Here is a 16,237-nt window from a genome sequence, read left to right as displayed (position 1 = left end):
TAAATGGATTCGATAAAAAATTGCCGGCTCTTAATTTGAGTCGGCTTTTTGGTATATTATATTCCTAATTGTTCTTACTTAAATTTTCTCTTAATTTATTCTCAAAAAGAATACGTTTATCTTCCATATCAGTGTATGCATGGTATTTGCCTTTTCTTTTTGTAGCAGTTGTTCTCCCCTTTATTTCTGGCGGATAACAATTTGGGCATCTTGCTTCGCCTATATGTCTAGCTTTTACCATTGCTTTATATTCATTTCCGCATTCACCACAAAGCCACCAAATTCTTTCATTGCATCTTGCGGAAGTTTCTTCAGGAGTAGTAATCCGGTAAATCTCTTTATTTTTTGTAGGGTGCCATTCTTTTGCAATCTCTGGGTTTAATAAAGCTATTGATTGTTGATACTTTTCACACTTTCGGCAACCTTTACCGTTTTTAACTCTTTGACTAGCCTTTTCTGACCAAATATGTCCTTTTTTACAAATCCAGTTCACTTCTTCTGTAGTAGTGTAGAGCGCATCATATGGGGTTTTTGACTTTTGATAATAGTCAGGTTCAAAAATATACCATTCTTTAGCTATTTCTGGATATACCGTTGCGAAACAGTTGCCATCATAGACTTTCTTGTCTGAACAATATGGACAAACGCTCTTGTTTGTATGTCTGCTTTTAATAGATTCTTCCCATTCATGTCCTCTTTTGCATTGCCACCATCTTAGTCTATGACTTTCTTCGAAAATCACTTCCTCAGGTGTTTTTATATTGTTAGTAGGATGCCATTGTTTTGCTAACTCTGGATCTACATCAATGAGGGTTTTAACTTGTCTTTCTTCTTTGATTTCGGCTTTCTTTTCAGACTTTTTTAATCTCAAACATTTAGGGCATTCTTCGTTTTTCTTTAATCTTTCATTAATTGTAGAACCCCATTCATGTCCCTCTGAGCATATCCACCAAATAAACTCATAACTTCCATATGTTATTTCGTATGGATTAATGCCATTATTTTTGGTAGGATTCCACTCTGATAAGAGTTTTTCTGATAAGGGCTTTCCACTTAAGGTCAGGTTATTCACCATAATCATCCTTCCGAGTCTTCAATTAAAAACCATTTACCTGTATTTATTTCTTTTGGTTTTATTTCATAATCTCCTATTTTTATAGCACTTTCTTCAGAGTCTTTAGGAATATAAGTGGTTATAAAAATATGAGCCGTATTATAAAGAGATTCAGCATAGTCAGGTTTTTCTGCAAGAACTTCAATTTTAGTAATCTCGAATCTATAAGCATAAAGTTCATGTCCAAATTTTTGACCAACTTCTAAATTTATTTGTGACGTATCATCACTACTTATTTTTTCCACATTCTTTCGAAGGGGTTCACTCCATCCCCATCCACCTGGATCCATACTTTACAACACCCTTTCAGTTGCTTTTTTATTTTATAAATCAGAAATCCTTCTAACTTGTTTTTCTTTCTTATTAAAATTCCTCTTATATTGTTTGAAGTCTTGTTTCTCGACTCTGAATTTCTCTCCAGTAGCAACGTTCTTAACCAGGTATGTCGTGCGTTTGAATTCCCTAATGTAATAGATAATTAATCCAACTAAAAGGGATATACACATTGTTGCTGGGATAGCAATAATACAAAGAACGAGAATAAGAGCAGAAATCTTATCTGATTCATAAACTCTTTTTAACACTATACGTTTCCCAGTTGCAGCTTGAGCTTGTTCTAATTGTTGCATACGTTGTAGGGATGCTACAGTATCATAACTCATGAAAAGACCTCCTTGAATTAATACCTAAATCATACCAATTTTACGTAATAACTGTAAATGTTACTTTAGAGGTTTTTAACTCGTTTAAGTAAATCAATTACTTGTGTGTGTTTCTCTTTTAATTCTTCCAAAGGAATTTTTGTTAAGCTAGCATTATTTATAAAAAAGTTTTTATGAGAATGCCAGTCATAAATAAGACTTGCAATTTCTTGTTGGTTATCTTGTAGTAACAATAATTCAGCAACTTGCTTTTGATTTGTATAAATATCTCTAATCAATTTGTCTTTTTCAAATGCTATTGGATTGGTAATCATGTTCAAATCCTCCTTTTAGAATCTTTATTGTGCGTGATTTGGATGGATCACGGTGAATATATCCTTTCTCTTCTAAATGCATTAGGTGTCTATGTACTGTGGAACTAGAAGCGAGTCCAGTTGCTTTACAGATTTCCCTAACAGTAGGAGGATATCCGTTTTCTATGACTTTTTCTTGGATGAAAGTTAGTATTTGAGCTTGTCTATTGGTTAATGGTTTCACAATGTATACCCTCACTTTATGTATGAAATATATAGCCATATAATACCAAGTTAGCGTTGAAAAATCAAACATTTGTTCGTATTTGTCAGAGGCATTATGCTCCCATAAACTCCTTATCAAAATAGAACTTGTCCATTAAGTTATTTACAATCCCATTGAAATAAGCGAATTTACCCTTCTTCATTTTTGCTCCGGATTTAATTTTCATAACAAACTCTTTAATAGCTTTCACACCAATTGTAAGCTCCTGGTCTTTATCAAATGCTTTATCCCCTGTTAAATGGTTAACGATTCTATTACATTGTCTTACGACCTTCCACAGTTCTTGAATTGTTTTAGATTCAGAATAAAAAGAGCTAGTTAAAGAAACAAAACGTTCTGGTACCCAATGAGCAACAAAATCAGCTTGTTTGATATTATCTTCAGTTGTATCGCTATTCTCATTACTATTACGTTTGTTTATATCTTTTATATTTTGTTTTAAGGAAACAGGTTTTGTTTTAATGGTAGGACACTTTGTAGGACTTTTAGTAAGTTTCTTGTCGGACACTTCTTCCACAATAGATTGAATGATAATAGCATTAGCAGTTTGCAGCATATCTTTTTTACGCTTCATAGATACCTGGTTGATCATGCCCAGGTCAACAAGTTTCTTCATTAAACGTTGAACAGTTTTATAAGATACTTCCATCATGTCAGCAATTGAATTTTTGCATAGGAAACTAACACCTACATATTTGCAGCTATGGCGTTTTAAAATTTCAAGTAGTGCAATTAGTTTAGATTGTACGTCAGTACGCTTAATAGACATACGGATGATGTCTCTGTATGCACGTATAGTTTTGTTTAATTCTTCTACTTCTGTGAATGATGATAAATTGTGGAAGGATTCTTCGCTTGCTATAACTTCAATACGTTCTTTCATTTATATATGTCTCCTTTGTGGAAACAAAAAAGCAACGTCGCCATTTATGACAAACGTTGCTAAATAGACCCTGCATGATGTAAAATAACTCATGGGGGTACAGCAAGTGTTTGCCTGGGCATTCAGGCGGACGGTATAAGAGTGTTGGTAGCACTACTTATACACGCTGTGCTCTTTTGTTTTGATTTTTTGTATTTGTGAGAAGTTTACATGTTTATACTTAAATACGAAAAATCAAATCGTGCACCGTCAGACTGTGTTTATTGGAAGTCTAAATGCCTCAATTGTGCACCCCCGTGAGGTGTTCAAAGAAGCTTTTCGCCGTGCAGCAGCCTCTATTATATGTCTGCATAACCATCCTTCAGGAGACCCTACGCCGAGTCGTGAAGATATTGAAGTAACAAAGCGATTGGTGGAATGTGGGAGAATTATTGGAATTGAAGTCCTTGATCACATTATTATAGGTGACCATAAATTCGTGAGTTTAAAAGAAAAAGGTCATATTTAAGACTATTCTTTTTACTTATTTTGTTTTATAATGTGATTTATGAGTTTTTTGTAGGCATTCGCTTACAATAAAGGATAGAAAATATAAAAACGTACTGTTTTATTATAAATATAAAGTAAGAAAATGAGTCCGTGAAATGAGAAAGGAAGATAGATAATATGTTTGGATTTGGTGGTTTTACTCGTGATCTTGGAATTGATTTAGGAACAGCGAACACTCTTGTATATGTAAAAGGAAAAGGTGTAGTTTTACGTGAACCTTCAGTTGTAGCTTTACAAACGGATACAAAACAAATCGTTGCAGTTGGTGGCGATGCGAAACAAATGATTGGTCGTACACCAGGAAACGTAGTAGCTCTTCGTCCAATGAAAGATGGTGTAATTGCTGACTATGAAACAACAGCAACAATGATGAAATACTATATCCAACAAGCGCAAAAATCAAATGGATTTTTCTCTCGTAAGCCATATGTAATGGTATGTGTGCCATCTGGTATTACTGCTGTAGAAAGACGTGCAGTAATCGATGCAACTCGCCAAGCGGGTGCGCGCGATGCATATCCAATTGAGGAGCCATTTGCAGCGGCGATCGGTGCAAACTTACCTGTTTGGGAACCAACTGGTAGTATGGTTGTTGATATCGGTGGTGGTACAACAGAAGTTGCAATTATTTCTTTAGGCGGAATTGTAACAAGTCAATCAGTTCGTGTTGCTGGTGATGACATGGATGATTCTATTATTCAATACATTAAGAAGAACTACAATTTAATGATCGGGGAAAGAACAGCAGAGGCATTAAAAATGGAAATCGGATCTGCTGGCGAGCCAGAAGGTGTTGAACCAATGGAAATCCGTGGTCGTGATTTAGTAAGTGGTTTACCAAAAACAGTATTAATTAAACCTGAAGAGATTGCAGATGCATTAAAAGACACAGTAGAAGCAATTGTTGAATCAGTAAAAAATACATTAGAAAAAACGCCACCTGAATTAGCTGCGGATATTATGGACCGTGGAATTGTATTAACTGGAGGCGGTGCATTACTTCGTAACTTGGACAAAGTAATTAGTGAAGAAACGAAAATGCCAGTTCTTGTTGCAGAAAATCCACTTGACTGTGTAGCGATTGGAACAGGTAAAGCTTTAGATAATATCGACCTTTTCAAAACAGCTCGATAATATTCCTGAATAAAAATCAATGAAATTAAGAGGGTGTGAACGTGCCACAGTTTTTCTTAAACAAAAGATTAATTGTTTTGCTAGTTAGTATTATTCTTCTCGTGGCATTGATTGGAATCTCATTGAAAGAACGAAAAAATCTAACATGGCCAGAGCAGTTTGTAAAAGATACTGTCGGTGTTGTAGAGCGTGTATTCCAAAAGCCAGCGAACTATGTTGCCGGATTCTTTGAGAATGTAGAAGATGTAAAGCGCACGTATGAAGAAAATAAAACACTAAAAGAAAAATTAGATAAGTATGCGGAATTATCCGTGAAAGTAAAAGATTTGGAAAAAGATAATGCGAAACTTCGTGAAGTGATTGATAAAAAAGATTCTCTTCGTGACTATAAGCCAATTCAAGCTACAGTGATTGCACGAAATCCAGACAAGTGGTATGACTTGATTTCAATTGATAGAGGTGCACAGCAAGGAATTCAGAAGGATATGGCTGTTATGACTTCAAAAGGGTTAGTCGGAAGAGTGAAGAGTGTGTCTCAATTCACATCAACTGTGGAGTTATTGAGCTCACTGAATCGAACAAATCGTATTTCTGCTGTAGTAGAAGGGCAAGAGCGTATTTTTGGATTAATTGAAGGATACGACAAGGAAAAACAAACTCTTGTTTTCACAAAGATTCCATCTGATGTAAAGGTAGAAAAAGATCAAACAGTTGTAACATCAGGATTAAGTGATATTTTCCCGAAAGGACTTGTAATTGGGAAAATTGTAGATGTTGCACCAGATGAATATGGATTAACACAAACAGCTTATGTAAAACCTGCTGCGGATTTAAATGATGTGGACCATGTTATGGTTACAAAACGAGTTATGCCCTCAGCAGCGTTAGAACAGTAAGGGGGAGAAGATATGGCTATTTTAAAAAGAGCAATTCTTCCTCTGCTGCTTCTTTTTGTTTTTTTATTCGAAAATATGTTTTCTACTGTAGTTCCAACAGCATTGTTTTGGAAAGACAGTATAGCAGCGCCACATTTCTTTATGATTGTCTTATGCTTTATTACTGTATATTATAGTCCTCTTCAAGGTATTTACTACGGACTATTATTCGGTTTTTTATTTGATACTGTATATACGGAACTTGTAGGGGTATACATATTTGCTTATCCAATCTTAGCATATCTCGTTTATAGTACGATGAGAGTATTACAATTGAACTTATTTATTGTTTCTTTTATTGTATTAGCGGGTATTGCAGCATTAGAGTATTATGTATATGGATTTTTAACTTTGCTAGGACGTATTCATGTACCAGCGCATATCTTTTTCTCAGATCGTCTCCTTGCTACTTTATTGTTAAATGGAATTTTCTTATTGCTAGTTTGTTTCCCACTGAGACGATATCTTTTACGTCTTTCAAAAGCGATGGAAGAAAAAGAAAAAAGGATTTTCTGATTTTATGTCGAATTGAATCGTTGGGGTGAACTTTAGTGGAAAAAAAGCAACAGAATGTAACGATAAAAGGGACAAAAGATGGACTGACATTACATTTAGATGATTGCTGTTCATTTTCTGAATTACTGCAAGAACTGGACGAAAAACTTTCCACCCACTATTACGATGGTGATGGACGGTCATTAATCGAAGTACATGTTAAAGTTGGCAATCGCTATTTGACAGAGGTACAGCAAGAAGAACTTCGCACTTTGATTCGAAATAAAAAAAATCTTGTTGTAGATTCAATTGAGAGCGATGTTATAACAAAAGCTGAAGCAAAAGCATGGAAAGAAGAAACAGAAATTGTCCCTGTTTCCAAAATTGTTCGCTCAGGTCAAGTATTGCATGTAGAAGGAAACCTATTATTAATTGGGGATGTCAATCCAGGCGGAACGGTTATCGCTGGAGGAAATATTTTTGTCGTTGGATCATTACGAGGAATTGCGCATGCTGGATATTATGGGGATACAGATGCTGTGATTGCAGCATCTGTTATGAATCCAATGCAACTTCGAATTAGTGATGTGACAATGCGGGCTCCGGAAGAGAAAGAAGACGGAGCAGAGGCGGCAGAATGTGCGTATATTGATGAGAACAATCACATTGTTGTCGATCGCCTGCAACTTCTCACTCATCTTAGACCTAATTTAACAAAGTTAGAAAGGGGAATTGTATAGCTGTGGGAGAGGCAATAGTAATTACATCTGGAAAAGGCGGAGTAGGAAAAACTACAACGTCTGCAAACATTGGTACAGCCTTAGCATTATCCGGAAAAAAAGTATGTTTAATTGATACGGATATTGGTCTAAGAAACTTAGACGTAGTAATGGGGCTAGAAAATCGTATTGTATTTGATCTTGTTGATGTCGTCGAAGGTCGTTGTCGTTTACCTCAGGCTCTGATTAAAGATAAGCGCTTTGATGAGCTTTATTTATTACCTGCAGCACAAACGAGCGATAAGTCAGCGGTAACTCCTGAACAAATGGATGAGTTAATACAACTATTACGTCAAGATTATGATTACATATTAATTGATTGTCCTGCTGGTATTGAGCAGGGATTCAAAAATGCGGTGGCAGGTGCAGATAAAGCAATTGTTGTAACGACACCTGAAGTATCTTCTATGCGTGATGCAGATCGTATTATTGGGCTTTTAGAAAAAGAAGATATTGAACCACCAAAACTTGTTATTAACCGTGTGCGTAGCCATATGTTACATGAGCAGGATATGTTAGATGTAGATGAAATTGTACGTACACTTTCGATTGAGCTACTTGGAGTTGTCGAGGATGATGATGAAGTTATTCGTGCTACAAATACAGGTGAGCCTGTAGCGTTGCAGCCGAGTGGGAAAGCATCATTAGCTTATCGGAATATTGCAAGGCGTTTGCTAGGTGAATCTGTACCTTTACAAGCGTTTGAACAAGAGAAGTTATCTGTTTTTACAAAAGTAAAGAATTTCTTTGGAATTCGTTAAGAGCACTTCGCATATATGCGAAGTGCTTTTCTTTTTTCTTCTCATGAATATCTTCCTTCTAGGGCTCATACATATGTACAAACTGTATAAAGTTTGGTAAATAGAGCACTTTTTGATTATTAGTGTTTCACTTCTGATGCAAAAATGAGGTAAAAAAGGAAGGGGACAGAATGAGGAATAGACGGGTAGAAGATATTAAAAAACGGATTGCGAAGAGAAGGGAAGAGAAAGAGAGGCTCGAGGAAGAACGATATTTTTCTGAAGAGAACTTGGATGAGGAAACAATTTTGATTGAAGAGGGTGAAAAAGAGGTGTATCCTTTTTTTCGAAAGGAAGTATTTTTATTTAAATTTTTATTAGCGACGATTCTTGTTCTCTCGGTAGCTATATTATTTAAAAATGCACCAGCTTCTTTGGATGGAGCAAGAACGGTTGTAAAACAAGTTATGCAAGAAGAATTTCAGTTTGCTACTGTATCAAAATGGTACGAAGATCAATTTGGAAAACCACTTGCTTTTCTACCTGCGAATGAAAAGAAGCAACCAGTGCAGCAAAAAGATTATGCAGTTCCAGCTTCGGGGAAAGTCATGCAAAAATTTCAAAAAGATGGCCAAGGTGTATTTGTGCAAACAGCTGTGAATACAGCTGTTGAATCTGTAAATGAAGGAGTTGTCATTTTCGCCGGTAAGAAAGAGGGATTTGGGAATATAGTTGAGATCCAACATGCAGATGGCACGGAATCATGGTATGGAAATTTAGGGGAGACATCTGTAAAATTATATGATTATGTTGAAAAGAAACAAAAGATTGGAACAGTTGAGAGTAATGCGGATAACAAAAATGGCAAATTCTATTTTGCGATCAAAAAGAATGAAAAATTTATTGATCCGATTCAGGTGATTTCATTTGAATAAATATAGTGAAGTATTGTCAAAAATTACAGTGCATCCGTTGTTTTGGGGAATTATAGCGATTGGAGTTTTGACGGCGCGTTTTAAAGAATTACTACTTTTATTTTGTATCGTTTTGATTCATGAACTTGGGCACGCCTTCGCAGCAGCTTATTATAAATGGAGAATCAAGCAAATACAACTTTTACCGTTTGGCGGGGTGGCGGAGCTTGAGGAACATGGGAATAAGCCATTAAAGGAAGAATTAATCGTTGTAATAGCGGGACCTATTCAACATGTATGGATGATTGGGCTAGCTTACGTCTTAGTTAGGATAGGATGGTTTAGCGAGGAACTGTATCATTATTTTGTATGGAACAATTTAATTATTTTAGGGTTTAATTTACTTCCAATTTGGCCACTAGATGGTGGGAAAGTATTGTTTAATGTTTTGTCGCGCCAATTCCCTTATTTACAAGCGCATGAGAAAATGATGAAAATATCATGTGTTTTTTTTAGTGTGATATTAGGATGGCAACTTCTTTGGAATAGCAATAGTATTATGATGTGGATGCTTCTTTTATTTTTAGCGATTTCTCTATATCAAGAATGGAAGCAACGGCGTTATGCGTTTATACGTTTTTTATTAGAACGTTATTATGGAAACAAGCGTGATATTGAAAAAATCGCTCCCATTGAGGTGCGAACGGAGGATCAATTATACACGATTTTCACAAAGTTCCGGAGAGGGTATAAGCACTCGATTATTGTTCATGGAAAATATAAGGAACATTATACATTAGACGAAAATGAATTGCTTTATGCTTATTTTACCGAAAAACGAACAACCTCATCTGTAGAAGAGTTAATCGGTTAGTGTTGACGAGGACACTAACCTTTTATATTGTAAGAAGAAAAGAAAATGAAAAAGTGAGGAAAGTATTTTGAAAACGTTATACATCAACTACACTGGTTCGGAAAAACGAGTTGCTGTAGAGGAAAAACAAGAGATTGTCGAACTTTTATGGCAACGAAATCAAGTGCAAGAGATTGTTGGGCATATTTATTTAGGACGTGTAGTGCGAACGATTGCCGGGATGAATGCAGCCTTCGTAAATATTGGTTTAGAAAAACATGCATATCTCTCCTATGACGATGTGCCATCATCATACCGAGTACATGAAGGACAAGCTCTGCTGGTACAAGTGGTAAAAGAAGCAATTGATGCAAAAGGCCCAAAATTAACAGCGAATGTAGAATTTACCGGGAAATATGTCGTTTATATGCCTTATGATGAGATGCGTGCTGTTTCCCGGAAAATAAAAAATAATAAAAAACGACAACAATTGCTTGAAATTCAATTAGAAGGAAGCGGGGGATATATTTTTCGCTCAGCTTGTGATAAAGGTGCAATAGATGAAGTGCAGATTGAAATGCAACATTTTCAAAATCTGTTTAAGGAATTAAAAAGAAAAGAAGATCATGGAAGGGCACCGGTATTACTCCATCGCCCAGCAACGTTTTTAGACCGTTTATTTAAAGAAAATCCGATTGAAACAATTGAAAAAGTAATTGTAGATACACGTAGTATAGTACTGGAATTGCAAGAGAAAGTAGGGAAAGAGAAGGTTTCGTTTTACAATGAAAAAACTTCTATGTTCAGTCACTATGGTGTAGAACGTGAAATTGAAAAAGCACTACAAAAAATAGTGTGGCTATCAAATGGTTCTTATTTAATTATTGAACAAATGGAGACAATGACGGTAATTGATGTGAACACTGGTAAATTTACTGGAAAGCAGAATTTGCAAGATACGGTATTACGGACGAATGAAATAGCTGCGCAAGAAATTGCTCGCCAATTAAGGCTGCGTGATATTGGTGGTATGATTTTAATTGATTTTATTAATATGAAAAAACAAGAAGATAGGGAAAAAGTAAGAGAGAAACTCATTTCTTCACTTCAAAGGGATCGTACATATACACGTGTTCTCGGATTTACAGAGCTCGGTATTTTAGAAATGACACGTAAGCGTAAGAAACACTCCCTGCGTGATGTATTACTAGAAGATTGTTCGCAGTGCAAAACGAAAGGGCATGTTATTTCCGATGAAACTATTGCATACGAGCTGGAAAGAGAGCTTATTACATATAGTAGTGTAGAGGATGAAGCTGTGTTAATTGCAGCAAGAGCAGGAGTACAAAAAATATTTTTACAAAAAGAATTACAAAAAAATATACCGTTTCAAATTTATTTCAAGGATGAAGAAGTGGAGAAATATGCAATCGTTCGGTTTGGAACGAAGCAAGAAATTATGGAGCGAAAAAAATAGTTAGCAGAACATTTATTGACAATCGTCTATGTTTCATGATAACATCTCTATGTTATAGTTTATAGCACCTAAACTGCTATATGCTACAACCGCACAAGACAGGTTCTCAAAAGACATTCTATGTCTACCTCGTTTTGGCGAGTCTTAGTAATTATGAGGAGGTGCAAGTATGTACGCAATTATCGAAACAGGTGGAAAACAAATCAAAGTTGAAGCTGGTCAAGAAATCTACATTGAAAAATTAGATGTTGAAGCTGGTGAAACTGTTACTTTTGACAAAGTTCTTTTCGTTGGTGGCGAAAACGTGAAAGTTGGTAGCCCAGTTGTAGAAGGTGCAACAGTTACTGCGAAAGTTGAAAAACACGGTCGTGCTAAGAAAATCATCGTTTTCAAATACAAAGCGAAAAAGAACAATCGTAAGAAACAAGGTCATCGTCAACCTTACACTAAGCTAGTTGTTGAAGCAATCAACGCTTAATTCTGGTTAAGATGATTAAGATTACGATAAGTCGCACGAAATTAGGAAGTATCCAATCATTTAAAATGACTGGGCATGCCGATTATGCGCCGCACGGACAAGATCTTGTTTGTGCCGGAACAACAGCGGTTGTGTTCGGATCTATAAATGCAGTGGAAGTACTTTGTAATGTGCAGGCAACTATTGAACTCGGAAGTGATGGCGGATTCTTAACGTATGAATTGCCTAATGATTTAGACACTCATACAATGGAAAAAGCACAAACACTTTTAGAAGGATTAGTTGTTTCGCTTAAGACGATCGAACTTGATTACGGAAAGTATATCCGTTTAATAGAAAAAGTGCAGGAGGTGTAACGTATGTTAAGATTAGATCTTCAGTTTTTCGCATCTAAGAAAGGTGTAGGTAGTACAAAGAACGGTCGTGACTCTCAGTCAAAACGTCTTGGTGCTAAACGCGCAGATGGTCAAATGGTTTCAGGTGGTTCAATTCTTTACCGTCAACGCGGTACAAAAATTTATCCAGGTGTTAACGTTGGTCGTGGTGGCGATGACACTTTATACGCGAAAGTTGACGGCGTAGTACGCTTCGAGCGTCTTGGCCGTGACCGCAAACAAGTGAGCGTATATCCTGTTGCTCAAGAAGCATAAGAAACTCACGGAAAACTCTAACCTGGGTGCAGGTTAGAGTTTTTCTATATTAAGGAGTATCTGGATGAATAAAAAATGGACAATTATAGATGCATTGCGTCATTCAAGACATGATTGGCTCAATCGTATGCAGATGATTAAAGGAAACCTTTCACTTGGAAGAGTGGAAGAGATTCATGGGCTCATCGATCGTTTTGTCCAAGAAGCGAGACAAGAATCCTATCTGATGGAGCTATCGATGCCTCTATTTTCAGAGTGGATTTTAACATATAATTGGAAACAGCAACCGTGCTTATTGGAGTACGAAGTATTAGGAGAACTACATAACTTATCTCATGTCGATGAGGCTGTATGTACATGGACGAATCAATTTTTCTCAATACTTCAGCATAGTTTAGACGTTTATGTTGAAAATTATGTTTGTATCACAATTGAATGTAACGCGGAGAATGCTCGTTTCTTTTTTGATTTTCGTGGTAAGCTAACGAATGTAGACGAACTACAAACGTGGCTTACGAACCAAAGCAATAAATGGTATTCCATTTCTTATACAGTGCGAGATGATGAAGTCTCGGTTATATTACAACCAATTGAAAAAAGTGTGGTGAAATAATGTTTGTAGATCAGGTCAAGATATATGTAAAAGGCGGCGACGGTGGAAACGGAATGGTTGCGTATCGTCGTGAGAAGTATGTTCCGAAGGGTGGCCCAGCAGGTGGCGATGGCGGTAAAGGTGCAGACGTTGTTTTCGTTGTTGACGAAGGCTTACGTACATTAATGGATTTCCGTTACCAACGTCATTTCAAAGCTGATCGCGGTCAACACGGGATGAGCAAAGGTCAACATGGTCGTAAAGCTGACGATTTAATCGTAAAAGTTCCACCAGGAACAGTTGTAAAAGATGAAAAAACGGGTCAAATTCTTGCGGATTTAGTAACGCATGAGCAATCGGCAGTTATCGCAAGAGGCGGTCGTGGTGGCCGTGGTAACTCACGCTTTGCTACTCCAACGAACCCAGCGCCAGAAATCGCTGAGAACGGGGAACCAGGTCAAGAACGTGATGTAATCTTAGAATTAAAAGTATTAGCGGATGTTGGACTTGTTGGATTCCCAAGCGTAGGTAAATCAACATTATTATCCGTTGTATCATCAGCACGTCCGAAAATTGCAGAATATCACTTTACAACAATCGTTCCAAATCTTGGTGTTGTTGAAACTGGTGATAACCGCAGCTTCGTTATGGCTGACCTTCCTGGATTAATCGAAGGAGCACATGAGGGCGTTGGACTTGGACATCAATTTTTACGTCATATTGAACGTACACGTGTTATCGTGCATGTGATTGATATGTCTGGTTTAGAAGGCCGTGATCCATATGAGGATTATGTAACAATCAATGCTGAATTAAAAGAGTACAATCTGCGTTTAACAGAGCGTCCACAAGTTGTTGTTGCAAACAAAATGGATATGCCAGATGCAGAAGAAAACTTACAAGCATTTAAAGAGAAAGTAGGAGACGAAGTTCAAATCTTCCCAATCTCTGCAGTAACAAAACAAGGTGTTCGTGATCTATTATTTGAAGTAGCAAACTTAGTGGAAACAACACCAGAATTCCCAGTACATGATGTTGTAGACGAATCTGAAGCAAGTGTAATGTACAAATTTGAAACTGAAGGTGTTAAATTTGAAATTACACGTGAAAGCGACGGTACGTTTGTTATCTCTGGTTACGATATTGAGAAAACATTCAAGATGACGGACTTCTCACGTGATGAATCTGTGCGTCGCTTTGCTCGTCAAATGCGCGGAATGGGTATTGATGAAGCCCTTCGTGCACGTGGTGCAAAAGACGGTGACATTGTAAAAATTCTTGAATATGAGTTTGAATTTATCGATTAAGACTGCCAAAATACGGCAGTCTTTTTTATAATGGAGAAAGGAGTGTAAATAAAGCTATAGAAATAAAGATTGGAAAACTTTGTGTGGTAGGGAGAGTCCGGTTGAGCGTGGAAGTGGTTAGAGCCTTTTTTCCCATACCATGTGAAGACAGAAGGAGGCTTCTTTTGTTTTCATTGTCTTTGTATGTTGGAAAATCAAAATGAATATATGTTCGTTTTAAAATTCGGAAGAATGTAAGAAATGGTCACTCCGTAGTAAGAAACAAGGGGAGAGGGAGTATATGTATAAAATATTAATTGTAGAAGATGACGAAAAAATTGCAGAAATATTAGAGGAACATTTAGGAAGATATGGATATCAAACATTCAGGGTGACTGATTTACGTCACATAAAAGATGAGTTTGTAAAAGTAAATCCTCATCTAGTGTTACTTGATATTAATTTGCCATACTTTGATGGCTTCTATTGGTGCCGTCAAATTCGTACAATATCGAATGCACCCATTATTTTCGTCTCTGCAAGAACAGGGGAAATGGATCAAGTGATGGCGATTGAGAATGGCGGGGATGACTATATTACAAAGCCGTTTCATTTAGACATTGTAATGGCAAAGGTGAAGAGTGCATTGCGCCGAGGATATGGGGAGTATGCTTCTACGGCAGAAAGCGATTGTTTAGGCGTGAATGGATTGTTATTATTTCCATCACAGCACACAGTAGAGTGGAAAGGTCAACAAACTGAACTTACAAAAAATGAATTTTACTTATTAGAATGTTTAATGAAACAGGCTAATCAATACGTCACGCGTGAAGAGTTATTAGAGGCGCTATGGGATGAAGTAGCTTTTGTTGATGATAATACATTAACTGTGAACGTAAAACGCGTAAGGAAAAAATTAGAGGAGCTTGGTATTAAAAATGCAATTGTAACAAAACGTGGGTATGGTTATGCGCTTCTTACAGAGTGGGGAGAAGAGCATGAAGCTTAAAAGTTACTTCATAGATCGATTTTCTTTAATCCTTTCTTATATTGTAAGTCTTTGCTTATTCGGGCTTGTGTTACAGTTACAAAGTCTTTTAGAAAAGAGATCACTTGACTTGGGAACATGGCTATATGGACTTTTATTAGGAACAGTCGTGTTTATCGTATACCTCATTTACGATTATCGAAAGAGAAGTGTATTTTTAAAAAGGATAGAACAATATATTGCTGGAGGACATACGTTACATGATTCTTTACTCATTGACGATTCTTATACGTCAGAGCAAGAAATGATCGTAGAAGCGTTCACATTGCTGAGACAGCAATATATGGATGAAATTCATAAGCAGCATGCAAAAGAGCAGCAGCAAATGATCTTTATGAATCAATGGATTCACCAAATGAAAACACCGGTTTCAGTTATTGAATTATTGCTGCAGAAATATGGTAAAGAACATCGGGAAGCTAGAGAAACGGTTGAAAGTATTCGCGAAGAAAATAACCGCATTTTAAATGGCTTAGATTTAGCATTACATATGGCAAGGTTAGAGCAGTTTGCGAAAGATTACAAAGTAGAAGTAGTGAACGTAATAGATGTTGTTCGAGATATTATTAACCAAAATCGAAAATCATTTATTCAATCTTCTGTATATCCGAAACTAATGTTTGAAGAAGATACGTGTATGGTTGCATCTGATAGAAAATGGCTTAGCATTGCCATAGGTCAAATTGTTATGAATGCAATTAAGTACACAAAAATCTCACAAGTAGAGAAAAAGGAAATTCAGTTTCAAATTGAAGAGAGGGATCACAAAGTTTTATTACATATTCGTGATAATGGAATTGGTATCCCAAAGCAAGATGTAAAGCGTATATTCGATCCGTTTTTTACGGGGATAAATGGTCGTAAAACGAGAGAAGCAACAGGGATGGGATTATATATTACAAAGGAGATTTGTGATAATCTTCATCACGGAATTTACGTGCAATCGACCGAAGGGGAAAGCACAACATTCACATTTCAATTTGCAAAAGACGAAGAATATCATGTGTTGATGAGAAAAATGACAAAATTGTAAGATAACAAATGTTTTTGTAAGGGAAATCACTCGTTT

General features: G+C 36.5%; 20 protein-coding genes, 2 pseudogenes and 1 other annotated feature. Of the genes and pseudogenes, 16 read left to right on the top strand and 6 right to left on the bottom strand.

The window, feature by feature from the left end:
- Nucleotides 1-64 precede the first annotated feature (64 nt).
- The 6 genes and pseudogenes from CN288_RS17140 to CN288_RS17115 form a co-directional block, all read right to left on the bottom strand.
- Entirely contained in the window at nt 65-1,075 is a 1,011-nt protein-coding gene (locus tag CN288_RS17140; RefSeq protein WP_098302698.1) for a zinc-ribbon domain-containing protein, read from the bottom strand.
- 2 nt (nt 1,076-1,077) lie between these two features.
- Nucleotides 1,078-1,404 carry a hypothetical protein gene (locus CN288_RS17135; RefSeq protein ID WP_098302697.1) on the bottom strand — a complete coding sequence of 109 codons (327 nt, stop codon included), beginning with the start codon at nt 1,402-1,404 and terminating at the stop codon, nt 1,078-1,080.
- Nucleotides 1,405-1,437: 33 nt separating this feature from the next.
- Entirely contained in the window at nt 1,438-1,776 is a 339-nt protein-coding gene (locus tag CN288_RS17130; RefSeq protein ID WP_098302696.1) for a hypothetical protein, read from the bottom strand.
- A gap of 65 nt (nt 1,777-1,841) precedes the next feature.
- Nucleotides 1,842-2,090 carry a hypothetical protein gene (locus CN288_RS17125; protein WP_098302695.1) on the bottom strand — a complete coding sequence of 83 codons (249 nt, stop codon included), beginning with the start codon at nt 2,088-2,090 and terminating at the stop codon, nt 1,842-1,844.
- A pseudogene (locus tag CN288_RS17120) lies at nt 2,068-2,313 on the bottom strand (LexA family protein); the annotation flags it as partial. The gene CN288_RS17125 and the pseudogene CN288_RS17120, both read right to left, overlap by 23 nt.
- A gap of 94 nt (nt 2,314-2,407) precedes the next feature.
- On the bottom strand, nt 2,408-3,238 hold the full coding sequence (locus CN288_RS17115) for a cytosolic protein (protein ID WP_098302693.1): 831 nt from the start codon (nt 3,236-3,238) through the stop codon (nt 2,408-2,410).
- Between the two features lie 199 nt (nt 3,239-3,437).
- On the opposite strand from CN288_RS17115, the pseudogene radC reads away from it, so the two are divergent.
- From radC to CN288_RS17035, 16 genes and pseudogenes are all read left to right on the top strand, one after another.
- Nucleotides 3,438-3,746 (top strand): annotated as a pseudogene (radC, locus tag CN288_RS17110) (RadC family protein); the annotation flags it as partial.
- A gap of 158 nt (nt 3,747-3,904) precedes the next feature.
- Nucleotides 3,905-4,921 carry a cell shape-determining protein MreB gene (gene mreB, locus CN288_RS17105; RefSeq protein ID WP_026593520.1) on the top strand — a complete coding sequence of 339 codons (1,017 nt, stop codon included), beginning with the start codon at nt 3,905-3,907 and terminating at the stop codon, nt 4,919-4,921.
- 41 nt (nt 4,922-4,962) lie between these two features.
- Nucleotides 4,963-5,817 (top strand): rod shape-determining protein MreC, encoded by an 855-nt coding sequence (mreC, locus tag CN288_RS17100; protein ID WP_026593519.1) that lies wholly within the window; start codon nt 4,963-4,965, stop codon nt 5,815-5,817.
- A gap of 12 nt (nt 5,818-5,829) precedes the next feature.
- Complete coding sequence (gene mreD, locus CN288_RS17095) at nt 5,830-6,372, top strand: rod shape-determining protein MreD (RefSeq protein ID WP_026593518.1); 543 nt, start codon at nt 5,830-5,832, stop codon at nt 6,370-6,372.
- Nucleotides 6,373-6,407: 35 nt separating this feature from the next.
- On the top strand, nt 6,408-7,091 hold the full coding sequence (minC, locus tag CN288_RS17090; RefSeq protein ID WP_090687673.1) for a septum site-determining protein MinC: 684 nt from the start codon (nt 6,408-6,410) through the stop codon (nt 7,089-7,091).
- A gap of 2 nt (nt 7,092-7,093) precedes the next feature.
- Nucleotides 7,094-7,891 carry a septum site-determining protein MinD gene (gene minD, locus CN288_RS17085; RefSeq protein ID WP_026593516.1) on the top strand — a complete coding sequence of 266 codons (798 nt, stop codon included), beginning with the start codon at nt 7,094-7,096 and terminating at the stop codon, nt 7,889-7,891.
- 170 nt (nt 7,892-8,061) lie between these two features.
- The gene (locus tag CN288_RS17080; RefSeq protein ID WP_026593515.1) at nt 8,062-8,805 is read left to right on the top strand and encodes a M23 family metallopeptidase; all 744 of its coding nucleotides are present in this window, start codon (nt 8,062-8,064) and stop codon (nt 8,803-8,805) included.
- The gene (locus CN288_RS17075) at nt 8,798-9,658 is read left to right on the top strand and encodes a M50 family metallopeptidase (RefSeq protein ID WP_026593514.1); all 861 of its coding nucleotides are present in this window, start codon (nt 8,798-8,800) and stop codon (nt 9,656-9,658) included. Before CN288_RS17080 ends, CN288_RS17075 begins: the two co-directional genes overlap by 8 nt.
- A 67-nt stretch (nt 9,659-9,725) precedes the next feature.
- Entirely contained in the window at nt 9,726-11,114 is a 1,389-nt protein-coding gene (locus tag CN288_RS17070; protein ID WP_098302692.1) for an Rne/Rng family ribonuclease, read from the top strand.
- Nucleotides 11,115-11,191: 77 nt separating this feature from the next.
- Nucleotides 11,192-11,269 (top strand) — a sequence feature (ribosomal protein L21 leader region).
- A gap of 14 nt (nt 11,270-11,283) precedes the next feature.
- Nucleotides 11,284-11,592 carry a 50S ribosomal protein L21 gene (rplU, locus tag CN288_RS17065; protein WP_000270908.1) on the top strand — a complete coding sequence of 103 codons (309 nt, stop codon included), beginning with the start codon at nt 11,284-11,286 and terminating at the stop codon, nt 11,590-11,592.
- Between the two features lie 11 nt (nt 11,593-11,603).
- A complete protein-coding gene (locus tag CN288_RS17060) occupies nt 11,604-11,948 on the top strand; it encodes a ribosomal-processing cysteine protease Prp (protein ID WP_026593512.1) in 345 nt (114 codons plus the stop codon).
- Between the two features lie 3 nt (nt 11,949-11,951).
- Nucleotides 11,952-12,242, top strand: a complete 291-nt coding sequence (gene rpmA / locus CN288_RS17055; RefSeq protein ID WP_017150650.1) for a 50S ribosomal protein L27 — start codon at nt 11,952-11,954, stop codon at nt 12,240-12,242.
- Between the two features lie 64 nt (nt 12,243-12,306).
- Nucleotides 12,307-12,855 (top strand): sporulation initiation phosphotransferase B, encoded by a 549-nt coding sequence (locus tag CN288_RS17050; protein ID WP_098302691.1) that lies wholly within the window; start codon nt 12,307-12,309, stop codon nt 12,853-12,855.
- Nucleotides 12,855-14,141 (top strand): GTPase ObgE, encoded by a 1,287-nt coding sequence (gene obgE / locus CN288_RS17045; protein WP_026593510.1) that lies wholly within the window; start codon nt 12,855-12,857, stop codon nt 14,139-14,141. Before CN288_RS17050 ends, obgE begins: the two co-directional genes overlap by 1 nt.
- A 280-nt stretch (nt 14,142-14,421) precedes the next feature.
- Nucleotides 14,422-15,129 (top strand): response regulator transcription factor, encoded by a 708-nt coding sequence (locus CN288_RS17040; RefSeq protein WP_026593509.1) that lies wholly within the window; start codon nt 14,422-14,424, stop codon nt 15,127-15,129.
- Nucleotides 15,119-16,201: a HAMP domain-containing histidine kinase gene (locus tag CN288_RS17035; protein ID WP_026593508.1), complete on the top strand. Its 1,083-nt coding sequence runs from the start codon at nt 15,119-15,121 to the stop codon at nt 16,199-16,201. The genes CN288_RS17040 and CN288_RS17035 overlap by 11 nt, the downstream gene beginning before the upstream one ends.
- The last annotated feature ends 36 nt before the right edge of the window (nt 16,202-16,237 follow it).

The organism is Bacillus sp. AFS023182, assembly GCF_002560575.1.
GTDB classification, from domain to species: Bacteria; Bacillota; Bacilli; order Bacillales; family Bacillaceae_G; genus Bacillus_A; species Bacillus_A arachidis.
The sequence above is the reverse complement of the archived record's forward strand: the minus strand, read 5'-3'. Positions and strand labels throughout refer to the sequence as shown.